The following is an 11,180-nucleotide window of genomic DNA, read 5'->3' as shown; positions in this document are numbered from 1 at the left end:
CATACCAGTGAGGAGGGCGGTCTTGATAAGTGGTCGGTATTTGTCCGGTGCTTTTTCCAACATTGTCCGGATTTCGTCTTTCGTCGGGATTGTGCGCTCATCTTCGAGGCGCTTGTTGCGCTTCAGCTTCACATCTCGAGCGACATTTGTGTCAATCCATTCGCGATTAATGGCCGTCGCCAGTATCGATGTCAAACTGGCAAGAATCTTCTTTGTCGTGGAACGCGATACGTCGTCATCTTGTAGTTCTTCTACGAAATCCCAGACCTCGGATCGTGAGATTCCCGCGACCAGCATATGTCCAATACGCGGGTCAATATAATTGCGAACATGTCCTGAATAGGTGTGAATCGTTGCAGGCTCCAATCCATTGCGCTCACAGGACTTGAGCCAGATTTTACACGCGTCTGAGATCGTTTTGGTGGATGATTTACTCAATTTCTTACTCCATAACATTACTATATCTCTATTATACGACACTCGGATTGGGCCGTCGGGCGTAAAATGATGCCAAAAATGGAAAAATTATAAAAAACAGGCAATTACCTGATTTAAACCCGTACTAACTACGTGCTAAGCACCCCCCAAAACAGCACTTTCTTTACGGGTTGTTGAGAAGAGATTTGTGTAGCAGCAACACAAATGTCCAAAGGCGCGAGCTTATACGTAGCCCCGCCAGCCTCAGAGTTGTCTTGGTTGAAGTCAGCTATGCGGATCAACTCTTCATTCTACTTTGGTGTCGATGTATTGTAACCGCGCTGTCCAGTTTGATACGTTTGAACCGTCAGGCCAAAATCTCACATAGATGATCTACAAACACTCTAACCTTACGCGGTACAAAGCGCCTATGCGCAAACACTGCGTAAAGGTGTTGTTCGACTGGCTCATATTCGGGCAACAAGCAAACAAGGCGCCCGGCTTCAATTTCATCGGAAACTGAGAAATGGCTGATTATAGTATATCCATAACCAGTTAAAACGGCATTCTTGATGGCTCGTGGAGAACTCATGACGCAACTCTGCGGCACCTCAAATTCCAATATCTCTTCACCGCGCTTGAATCGTTGAATCCGACCCCAGTCGCCGCTGATTTGGGCGAATGAAGGTAATGTTTTCATTTCGGCAAGGGTCTTGGGCTTACCATGGCGTTTACAAAATTCTGGCGAGGCGACAAAGATCATTCGCTGAGTGGAAATCTTCTTAGCAATTAACGAGGAATCACGAAGAGGGCCGACGCGAATGGCGACGTCATAATGTTCTTCGATGAGATCAACGGAACGGTTGTCTATGCTCAACTCGACTTTAAGTTCAGGAAATTTTTCCATAAAACCGGGAATGATCGGCGCAAGACACTCATTCCCGAAGGCTGCCACACTTGATATTCTTAGTGTTCCCTGAGGCGTTTCGTGTCTTTCTCGAACATTCGATCTCAATTCGTCTATTTCCTCAAGAATTCCTATGCTTCGTTGAACAAATTCCTCGCCAGAATCGGTCAAATTAAGCTGGCGAGTTGTTCGATTCACCAAGCGAACTCTCAAGTCCGCCTCCAACTCTCCAACAATTCGACTGATTGACGCAGGAGAATAATGCAGTTCACGTCCAACCGCGGCGAAGTTTCCCAGCCTCGCCAATTCAGTCATTATCCGCATTGCGGTAATTAAATCCATCCGAGTTTATTGTTCCGTTTATCAAAAGAGTATCAATTACAGATAAGATTATCACGAAAATCGGAAAAATTGTATATTTACGATAATCCGTGAAACAAAGAATGTGACTATGTCCGTCCATGGACTGGTCGGAAAATCCTCTGGAAACTGTTCGGATTAGAAGTGAGAAAAATATCATAGGATCAATAACATGGCGAATACCAAACAGATTGAGGACCTTAAATCCGGATGGGCAGCGTTGGCAGTTGGTGATATGGACAAACTAGCCAGTCTTTATGATGAAGACATGGTTTTTATTCTACCCGGTCAAAACGACATACTAGAAGGACGCACTGCATTCCGGACTGCTCTCGACGGAATTGGGCAGGCGTTGCCGCCGGGATTTGAGATTAAAGACCTGCGCTATTGCCAAGGTGAAAACGAAATCACAAATATCATAGAGTTTACCTCTGACAAACTGCCGAACGGCTCACAATGTGCGGTTCTGTTTAAGTTTGGGAGCGATGGACTAATTATTGAAGAGCGTTGGTTCGTGGATACCGAGCAATGGAAAGCAGCATTTTAGCGGCAAACTCTACAATCTGCCACGCATTGCCACCTTGTGGGTGTCGTGGAAGGGCTCATGTTTGCAGTTCGATTTGTTGAGTCTTGCAATATTCTAGCGTTGACCATTCAGTTGGCGACCTCACGTTCGTATAGGCAAATTTCTAAAGAGGAACTGGCATTCAAGCTAGAATGATCTCGTTGATAAAACTGGATTTTGGGAGGCGTCATGTACAGAATATACGGTTGGAAACTTACGGGTTCTTTAGCAACGGAAGCCGCTTTGAACGAAGTTGGCGCGGATTATGAAATCATTCCTGTCAACACGGCGGCTGGAGAACAGAACAAAGAAGAATATGGACTGATTAACCCAAGGCGCCAAGTCCCAGCGTTGATCCTGCCCGATGACACCATCATGACCGAGGGCGCGGCGATACTTCTGCACATTGCCGACGCACACCCTCAATCCAATCTCGCGCCACCACCCGGCAGCAGTCGACGTGCTCAACACGACAGATGGTTATTTTTCTTCGCGGTGAATGTTTACGAGGGTGAACTTAGAAAACTCAATCCTCAAAACTTCGTAGATTCAGAAGGTTGTGCAGAACCGGTCAAAACTGCTGCAGAAACTTATGTGAAGAGACACTACAAAATTTTTGAGGATGCTCTGGGTGACGGCCCTTACCTATTTGGAAACCAATTCACAGTACTGGATATTTATGTCTGGATGCTAGCACAGTGGATGCCTTCGGCATGGCTGGAGCGGGAATGTCCCAAGATCAATCGCATGGTAGAAAGCGCCAAAGTTCGCCCAAACATCGCACCCGTGCAGGTATGGCATTTCGGTTGAGCGCTGGGCCATTGCTACGGTTGTCTTGAAGCTGTCTTGATTGAAGGTCTGCATGCGTGACAATGCGGGAGTTGGCTACAGGTTCGTGGTTCTCGGAATTTAGGGCTGTGGTGACCATCGTGGAAATGCAGGGATGATCGACCTTCAGCCAGAATCCTTACTCTCCGCCTCCCTGAATTCTTGCAGGAAGTCCCGCAATTCCATTTCGTGTTCGTCAGTGATGAAATCGGCTTCTGCATCAAGATGTGTAAGGCGCAATTTCGGGAAGCGAACCCCCTCTGGCGCGTCAATGCCTTTGAAATTTAGCCGGTAAAGTTGAATCTCCAAACGACCAAAAAGCGCCCTGCAAGCTTTATAGACCTCCTCGTTGATGTACTTTTCCGGTTTTACGTCGTGCGCGTTTCTGGGGACCGGGTAGCGCCCGTGGTATGGGACAACGTCAGAGAGGAGCGCCAGCAAGGCCAACTCTTCGGCATACAGTTGGAGGGACTTCAAGCGATCCGCCAATTTGACGAGGTCGTGGCCAAGCAGTTGCTTGCTAAGTTTTCCACCCTGTAGAAGCGTTGGTTCTTCAGAGATCAGCAATCCTTTGATCAAGTTTTCAAAGGAGAGGCCGTACATTAGCAGGACTGGGCGGGATACAAGCGGGCGGCTATAAGTTTCTTTCGAACCATCGTCATGGCTGTGGATGTACGCAATCCACTGACCTTTCGACTTGCTGTAAATTTCGTCGGCTGTGTCCGCGAGCTCATGTGCATAACTGTACCAATATTCTGGCGCAGCCTTTTCGATGAATTGCTTTTCCAAATTTGTCATGAGTGGAGTGTGGGACTTGAACCGGTTCGGAGCAAGCTTGGATTGTAGGGATGTCCACCGATCATTTTCGATTTGAGCAAGGTGAAGTTTGGTCTCAAAGCCATCATCTGACGATTTCGGCCAAGCTGCATTGAAGCCCGTGAGAATGATGTGTCAGTTTGGCTTGACCCGAAGCGATCTACAATCTCTCGATCATCAATTCCCGGGATCGATAAAACTCCCTGAGAAGATCTGCACCGTCCGCTGATATTTTGCCCTGACTTACCAATTCAGCTGTCTCAAGCTCTGCACTATCAAACGTGGTCCAGCCATTGCGCGGAACGTCTGTAAGGCTGTAAAACGGGCATTGGAGCGCCTCGAAACAGATGAGGCGCTCTATGAAGGTCCGTGGCTGGTCTTTGCTGCCCCGAGCATCCCGGACACAAAATGACGCCAACCTCGCCTACGCGTGGCCCTGCCAGCCTCAGAGCTGTCTTGGTTGAAGGTCAGCATGCGGACGAGGCGGACTTCTAACCGAAGGTCATCCCGAGTATTCATTTAACATAGCTAGTATTTTGGGGGAGCCTGATTTCCCAAGAGCTTGGTGAGCGATGTTATCTGTTGGTCCGCCAATCCGGCATCAACGCCTCTTTGAAGTAGGTCGTGCAGAAGTTGGGGTAATTCATCAGGGGCATCGAGATCACCGCAGGTCCGCAATACATCTTGGAATGCGGCATGATAAACTCTCATCGAAGCTGGGGGATCGGCGAAATTCCCGCTTGGTACTGTGGCCGCAAAGAGGTCGTAGTAGTCATGCACGACATTGATCGTCAGTGGGAGCACTTTGACATAAGCGTCCATTGAAATTCCTGCTTTTTCGCATAGCAACGCTCCATAGATCATGCCGAACATGAACCCTTGGCGAGGCAAGACCAATGAGGCATAGATCGCGGCTAAAGCAACCGGGTCTTCGCCGACAAGGGCCGATTTTCCGGCCAGCGATTTCAACAGCTTTTCGCAGCTGAGCCAGGTTTCGTGGCATCCTACCGCCAGAATTGCGCTGTCAGCCTTTCCAATGTCTTTCGGAAACACGGAAATCATACCGATTAAGCCATCTGCATTGTTCGCCCAAAACCATTTCAGCAACGATTTTGCTTCAGCAGCATCCCCGGTGCTGAGCTCAATGATCGTCTTTCCAGATAATGCGGAAGGGTCTGCCTCTAATAGGTGGCGAGTATCGACATGTGAACGGATACAAGTGATGGTGACATCACTTCCCCTTATCGCGTCGAATGGAGATGCCGCCAAGCGCGCGCCAGCCTCAACAAATTGAGAAGCTTTTTCAGGCGATCTGTTCCAAACGGTTAACGGATAGCCCTTATCAAGAAGCTCCCTCGCCAATTCAGCACCCATAGCGCCAAGACCAATGATGGAAACCGACTGCATTTTGATCTCCTTTTGGAATATGAGTACAACGAACATAGTGTACTCATCCGCGAGTCGCCAAATCGGCAGAGATACCATGCCGAAATAGCCATATACCGGTCACGGAACATACCTTATATGGGCTCAGATCTGCCATCCGATGAATTCTGCCAGGCAACTTCGTCGAAGTTCGACTCTGGAGGTCTGTTTGCCCCTGAATTTCTGATCTCGAAGGAACCGATCAGCCTCCAAATGCGGAGGGGTATTGCACTTCTCCTATGGCTGGTTGGCCCTTGAATGCCAGCGCCTGCACGTATTCCGTTGGAACCATGCCGAAGTTAAGGTTGCCGGGAGATGAAAAGCCGAAACGCGCATAGTAAGCTGGGTCGCCCAAAAGCACGCAGCCATCGGCGTCAAGCGACCGGAGCCGCTCCAGCCCGTTTTCAATCAACTGTCGACCTATGCCTCCACGCTGGCGCGCCGGGTGAACCGAGACGGGGCCAAGGCCGTACCAATTTCCACCAGAACCTGACAGTATCACAGGAGAAAAGGCAACGTGACCAATGATCTTATCGTCCTCTAATGCGACAAGCGAGAGGGCGAGGTCACCACTCTGACGAAGCCTGTCAACGATCTGCGGCTCGCTGCCATCGCTCATTTCGACTGTCGCAAAAGCGATCTTTGTCAACTCGTGGATCGCGGATTCGTCGCCGGGAATTTCATCACGTATTTTCATGTATGAGCCAATAGCATCATAGCATACCGGTGCAAATCCTAAGCTGAATCACTAGAATTGGCGCGGTTTTCCCGGTGACAGCAATTGCACCTGGTGATGGTAAAACATGAGCGGCGAGACGACATCGTAGATTGACCTCTTCCATGGGCTGAAGATCGGCGTCGGTCAGAATGGCCGCGAATTGCAACGGATGATCAAAGGCAGGGGACCGTCCGGTGGTTTCGAGATCATAGAAAACAAATGGCATGCTCAAACCCTGCCGGAGTTCTTCGGAAAAGGAAACAGGTTCAGAGAGCTGTCGCGAAATTTCACTGCGTAGAAACCTCAGTTATGCGCGTCACAGGGGCGCGAGGCGAACTCCAATGTGTCTCCCCCTTCATCCTGTCATATTCCCTCGCTGTACGGCGCTTCTAATGGGCCTCAGAGCATGTCCGATGTCATATGTATCACCCTTGCTTTCGAGGTGCGCAGTGTCATGCCTTAAGGCGAGACACATGCAAGGATCTGGCCGCAGGATTCACACATCAGAAAGAAACGCCGCGGCGATCAGGCGAACCTTGGACGGCGCAAACTGTCGCAAACAAAACAAGCAAAGAAAGGATCACTAGTTGCTGTCTACAATAAGTCATCAACGACTTAATCAATGAGAAAATATGATGACCGAACGTTTCAGCCCGACCGCAGATCTCCTACAGCGCGCCATCAAGTTCTGCGACCGATCACAGAGTGACATTGCGCGCGATGCGGGTTTCAGAAATGCCAACATGATCACCATGCTGAAAACAGGAAAAACCAAAGTCCCGATTGATCGCATCCCGGACTTGGCCTTCGCGTGTTGCATTGACCCGGTCTTGCTTCTGAAGACAGCTTTGGACGAGTATTACCCAGAAACATGGGATGTGGTCCGCACGGCATTCGGGGAACCGCTCACACGTGACGAAGAAGCTTTGCTCAAGGGATACCGCGAGGGGGTGACGTCAGAGTCACCCGTCAAGATGAAACCGCTCGAAGACTGGCTGCCCAAGCTGGTTATGCGGGTGGCGCGTGAGAGATGCTTGGTGACAGGTGTGGCTTGAGGGGTGTGCGAAAACGATGGCCAATGCATGGAATTTCTTCACGATGGCTCAAGCCGGATAGTTCATTTTATCTCAGGAATTTACCAGAACCCTGGATTGTGGAAGCTCGAGGAATTTGATATAATATTATCAATGTCTTTTCTTTCCCCCGAGATTCAAGAATACACAAACTCATTGCGTGTGCGCGATGGGGTGCGTGAGTGGTTGCAAGGTAAAAGTTTTACACATTTTATCACACTCAGTTCGAACGACCCAAGCATCAGTATCAGTCGAATGCGAGAACGCCTCAGGGAGTGGGATGCGCGTATCAATCGGGGTATCATTGGTCCCAAATGGCAAAAGCGACCCGATGAAAGAGCACAGTGGATCGCGTTCCCTGAAAAGCTCGGTGCGAACCCACATTGGCATCTGCTTCTCCAACTGCTTCCCGAACAGATTGACCGCTTTGATGGCTCTATCGAGCAAGGGGAACTCAGCAGTGTCTTTAGGCGTCACTGGACAACACTTGTTCATAGCGGATCGATCGATGTTAAATCCACATATTCTGACGGGGCGAAGGGCTATGTAACCAAAGCTCTTTCGGTCGAGGAAAACTACAGAAACTTCATTCACTCAATGGAGTTCATTCGAAACTGAATGACTGCACGGCTCCTTGCTGCGACGCTCAAGGACTTCGGTGACAATTCAGATTGTAAAACTTCCAAGTCATGTGATCTCTCACATGGCAATTGTGAAGCTTTGAAGAGATGAACTCATCTCATAAGTGCTCGCTTGTCTCTATTGAACTTTAAACAGAGAAGAAATCCTCAGCGATTTGACAGCGAAGCGAACCGCAGGTGAGAGAAGTAGTCGGATCGCTGAGTGAGCATACAGCAAAGCCATTACCTGTTTTCATTTTCTGATATTCAGCACACAACCAAATGTATCGGAATGGACCTACTGAAGCGTATCTACTGCAAAATGCCATTTATTGTCTTGAGCACTCAAGCAAACAAAAGCGAAGTCTTAGATAATACCGCATCCTATATACTGGAGACCCTCGCGTGGAAGTCCTGATCCGCATCAATCCTTGGAGAGGAGGTCTATGGAGCCATCTATGCGATCATCTGGTTTTTAACACTCTGAATTTGTGACAGTCTGGGGCATGATCAGCGCCAATAATTGCCTATGCAATATTCAGAGTTACCTTACCGGTTGGAACATACTGACCGTCTCGCCAGCGAGAGGCTCTGCCAGCACACGACGATGTCTGGGCTATGGGCGTTGATGTCGGCTGGATGAAGCATTCCATATTTTCGTTGCCAGTATCGGCATATTCATTGGCTGCGCTTCGTGATTTGTTCCCTTATGGCAATGCTTTTTCACCCACGTCACCAATCCCGATCATCAGTTCAATATTCATGAAATGATATTTAGTTAAATTCGTTTGATTGGAACCAACTTCCAATTCATATGGCCGCACTTCGATTGCGATTCCTACTAACGCCCAACCGGGCCTCAGCAACACCATTATGGAGAAAACGATGGCGGATACGCAAGTTTCACAGCAGAGACAGGGCTCTATCAACAAGCCGCTCTTTGCTATTTCGGGGGGCTTTATCGCTCTCTTTTGTATCGTTGCGCTGGTTAACCTTGACGCACTCACGTCCTTTGTGGATTGGGGTTTCAATGTTTCCGCCACGTATTTTGGGCTTTATTGGCAGCTGTTGCTGCTGGCGACCTTCCTGATTGGTCTGGTTTTGTGCGTCCTGCCGGGTGGCAAGGCCATTCTGGGCGGATTGGCGGCACCTGAATTTACCGTGTTCCAGTGGGGCGCGATGATCATGTGTACACTGCTGGCCGGTGGCGGTGTTTTCTGGGCCGCGGGCGAGCCGATGGCGCATTTTCTGTCCTCTCCGCCTGTCTTTGGCGCAGAAGCCGGAACAGAGGCCGCCGTCAATGCGGCCCTTGCCCAAAGCTTTATGCACTGGGGATTCCTCGCATGGGCCATTCTGGGCTCTCTGACGACGGTCATGTTGATGCATTACCACTATGAAAAAGACCTGCCGCTGGCGCCCCGGACTTTGCTGTATCCCGTCTTTGGAGACAAAGCGATCAATGGTCCGATCGGTCTGATTGCAGATGCATCATCCATCATCGCAGTGGTTGCGGGTACCGTTGGCCCGATTGGCTTTCTCGGATTGCAGGTCAGCTATGGCCTGAGTGATCTGTTCGGTATCCCGGATGGCTTTGCCACACGGGCAATCGTCATTGCGGGCCTCGTTGCACTTTACACCATCTCCGCAATGACGGGGGTCTCTCGTGGCATCCAGATCCTGAGCCGCATCAATGTTGTGCTTGCCGCTCTGCTGTTGCTGTTCATGGTGGTCGTAGGTCCGACCCTGTTCATTTTCAAAGGTTTCTTTGGTGGGTTTGCGACTTATCTGGGCAGCTTCTTTGACATGGCGCTGTATCGTGGTGATGCGGGTCTGTTTGGCGCGCCCGGTTGGCTGGGTTGGTGGACTGTGTTCTTCTGGGGCTGGTTCATGGGCTACGGTCCGCTGATGGCAATGTTCATCGCGCGTATATCGCGTGGCCGTTCGATCCGTTCGATCATCATCATGCTGTCAATCGTTGCACCTATTGTGACCAATTTCTGGTTCACCATTGTGGGCGGTTCCGGCATCGCTTTTGAACTGGCTGAACCCGGAACAATCGCCACCGCATTCGAGGGCTTTAACCTGCCGGCAGCGTTGCTGGCGATCACCCAACAATTGCCACTTGGCTTTATCGTTTCGGTTCTGTTTCTGATTTTGACCACGATCTTTGTGGCCACAACCGGTGACTCGATGACATATGTCATCTCTGTCACGATGAGCCAGGACGAACACCCATCGATGCCGGTACGTATCTTCTGGGGTGTCGCCATGGGTTTGATGGCCATCATCCTGATTTCAATCGGCTCGGGTGGTGTTTCCAAACTGCAAAGCTTTATCGTGATCACCGCCGTTCCGGTGTCATTGATCCTTCTGCCATCGTTGTGGGATGCATTGCGCATTACTTTGGCAAAAGGCAAAGAGCAATAATCGCTCAATCGGGGCGGCCAAGTTGGTCGCCCCTTTTCATTTGGAATAGGCAAAGACCGGAAACATCAGGGTGAATGGGCGCCCCTCATTTCCTAGGCCCCATTGCGGTCCCCCTGTGTAGATCGTCTGCAACAGCCATGAGCCCGTTCACCAGCGACGGGTATTTTCGATAAAGATTTTGGCTTCGTCTCCAAATTCTTTGATAAGCCGCGCCTCTTCAGGCATTACAAACCGCGTATGCAAGATCCAAAACAGCCATATCGCTGGAAGAAATCCCAATGGGTTCCCAAGATAGATGACGACACCCATGCAGATCGTCACCAAGCCCAGATAAATTGGGTTTCTGGATATTCGGTAGGGACCTTCTACAATCAAGTTCTTTGGAGTTTCATGCGGGTGAATGGGTGTTTTCCGCCGGATGAACCATGTTGCAGACCAGATGATCAGCGTAAGTCCGACAATAATCCCTATTGTACCCAACCATCTGGATTGAAAGCCCATGACGAAGGACGGGAACAGCCAATCAATCAATACGACCAAAGCAACTGCGATCAGAGTCCATACAGGTGGATAATTGGGTACGATTTGCATGCCGGTTCCGATATCTGATGATTGCAATATCCAGCGTATTGCGTGTGGGTGCAATGCGCCATACTCATCGACCAAGCACTGCCATCTAGGCATGCTGCAAGATAGACAACTGGACATGCATCCTGTTTGCCGCGTTGCTGGTTCCGAGGCTTAGGCAGAGTGTCTGAAATGGCTTGTTCAGATTGAATCAGGCGACCTGTGACACATTCGCTGTCGGAAACAGCAGTTCCAGATACTCGCGAAACTGCTCGGATTGGCGCGCGGTCATGCCCGGGTTGCCATAGGCGCGTTCCAGGATCAGGCCGCCTTCGATCACCGCAATAATCATTTCAGCCAATCGTTTGGCGGTGATTGGCTTGGCCGGGGGGTGGCGGTCAATTACCTCCTGGAACTTGCGGATATACATGGCTGTCCAGGTTTGCAGGGTCTGGGC

General features: G+C 50.0%; 13 protein-coding genes. 5 read left to right on the top strand and 8 right to left on the bottom strand.

Translation table 11 applies throughout. The annotated features are described in order from the left end of the window. On the bottom strand, nt 1-438 hold a 438-nt coding region (locus tag AC2D8P_RS16100), incomplete at its 3' end, for a tyrosine-type recombinase/integrase (RefSeq protein WP_484703832.1). Between the two features lie 346 nt (nt 439-784). Then, nucleotides 785-1,666 carry a LysR family transcriptional regulator gene (locus AC2D8P_RS16095; RefSeq protein WP_484703831.1) on the bottom strand — a complete coding sequence of 294 codons (882 nt, stop codon included), beginning with the start codon at nt 1,664-1,666 and terminating at the stop codon, nt 785-787. Between the two features lie 190 nt (nt 1,667-1,856). Here AC2D8P_RS16095 and AC2D8P_RS16090 point away from each other — a divergent pair, with 190 nt between their 5' ends. Both AC2D8P_RS16090 and AC2D8P_RS16085 read left to right on the top strand, forming a co-directional pair. Further along, a complete protein-coding gene (locus AC2D8P_RS16090) occupies nt 1,857-2,231 on the top strand; it encodes a nuclear transport factor 2 family protein (protein WP_484703830.1) in 375 nt (124 codons plus the stop codon). A gap of 207 nt (nt 2,232-2,438) precedes the next feature. Beyond that, nucleotides 2,439-3,059 (top strand): glutathione S-transferase family protein, encoded by a 621-nt coding sequence (locus AC2D8P_RS16085; protein ID WP_484703829.1) that lies wholly within the window; start codon nt 2,439-2,441, stop codon nt 3,057-3,059. Between the two features lie 144 nt (nt 3,060-3,203). On the opposite strand, the gene AC2D8P_RS16080 is transcribed toward AC2D8P_RS16085, so the two are convergent. The 4 genes from AC2D8P_RS16080 to AC2D8P_RS16065 form a co-directional block, all read right to left on the bottom strand. Next, nucleotides 3,204-3,875: a hypothetical protein gene (locus tag AC2D8P_RS16080; RefSeq protein ID WP_484703827.1), complete on the bottom strand. Its 672-nt coding sequence runs from the start codon at nt 3,873-3,875 to the stop codon at nt 3,204-3,206. Between the two features lie 546 nt (nt 3,876-4,421). Beyond that, the gene (locus tag AC2D8P_RS16075) at nt 4,422-5,336 is read right to left on the bottom strand and encodes an NAD(P)-dependent oxidoreductase (RefSeq protein WP_484703826.1); all 915 of its coding nucleotides are present in this window, start codon (nt 5,334-5,336) and stop codon (nt 4,422-4,424) included. 184 nt (nt 5,337-5,520) lie between these two features. Beyond that, on the bottom strand, nt 5,521-6,015 hold the full coding sequence (locus AC2D8P_RS16070; RefSeq protein WP_484703825.1) for a GNAT family N-acetyltransferase: 495 nt from the start codon (nt 6,013-6,015) through the stop codon (nt 5,521-5,523). Nucleotides 6,016-6,031: 16 nt separating this feature from the next. Then, nucleotides 6,032-6,262 (bottom strand): exonuclease domain-containing protein, encoded by a 231-nt coding sequence (locus AC2D8P_RS16065; protein ID WP_484703824.1) that lies wholly within the window; start codon nt 6,260-6,262, stop codon nt 6,032-6,034. Nucleotides 6,263-6,671: 409 nt separating this feature from the next. Between AC2D8P_RS16065 and AC2D8P_RS16060 the strand changes: the two genes are divergently transcribed. From AC2D8P_RS16060 to AC2D8P_RS16050, 3 genes are all read left to right on the top strand, one after another. Next, nucleotides 6,672-7,091, top strand: a complete 420-nt coding sequence (locus tag AC2D8P_RS16060) for a hypothetical protein (RefSeq protein ID WP_484703822.1) — start codon at nt 6,672-6,674, stop codon at nt 7,089-7,091. Between the two features lie 27 nt (nt 7,092-7,118). Further along, nucleotides 7,119-7,727: a hypothetical protein gene (locus AC2D8P_RS16055; protein WP_484703821.1), complete on the top strand. Its 609-nt coding sequence runs from the start codon at nt 7,119-7,121 to the stop codon at nt 7,725-7,727. Nucleotides 7,728-8,614: 887 nt separating this feature from the next. Next, complete coding sequence (locus tag AC2D8P_RS16050) at nt 8,615-10,156, top strand: BCCT family transporter (protein WP_484703819.1); 1,542 nt, start codon at nt 8,615-8,617, stop codon at nt 10,154-10,156. A gap of 147 nt (nt 10,157-10,303) precedes the next feature. On the opposite strand, the gene AC2D8P_RS16045 is transcribed toward AC2D8P_RS16050, so the two are convergent. Both AC2D8P_RS16045 and AC2D8P_RS16040 read right to left on the bottom strand, forming a co-directional pair. After that, nucleotides 10,304-10,864, bottom strand: coding sequence for a methyltransferase family protein (locus AC2D8P_RS16045; protein ID WP_484703818.1), 561 nt, complete (start codon nt 10,862-10,864; stop codon nt 10,304-10,306). Nucleotides 10,865-10,934: 70 nt separating this feature from the next. Further along, nucleotides 10,935-11,180, bottom strand: a 246-nt coding sequence (locus tag AC2D8P_RS16040) for a hypothetical protein (RefSeq protein WP_484703816.1), incomplete at its 5' end; no start/stop codon positions are given.

The organism is Roseovarius sp. YIN77, from assembly GCF_057219155.1.
The sequence above is the reverse complement of the archived record's forward strand: the minus strand, read 5'-3'. Positions and strand labels throughout refer to the sequence as shown.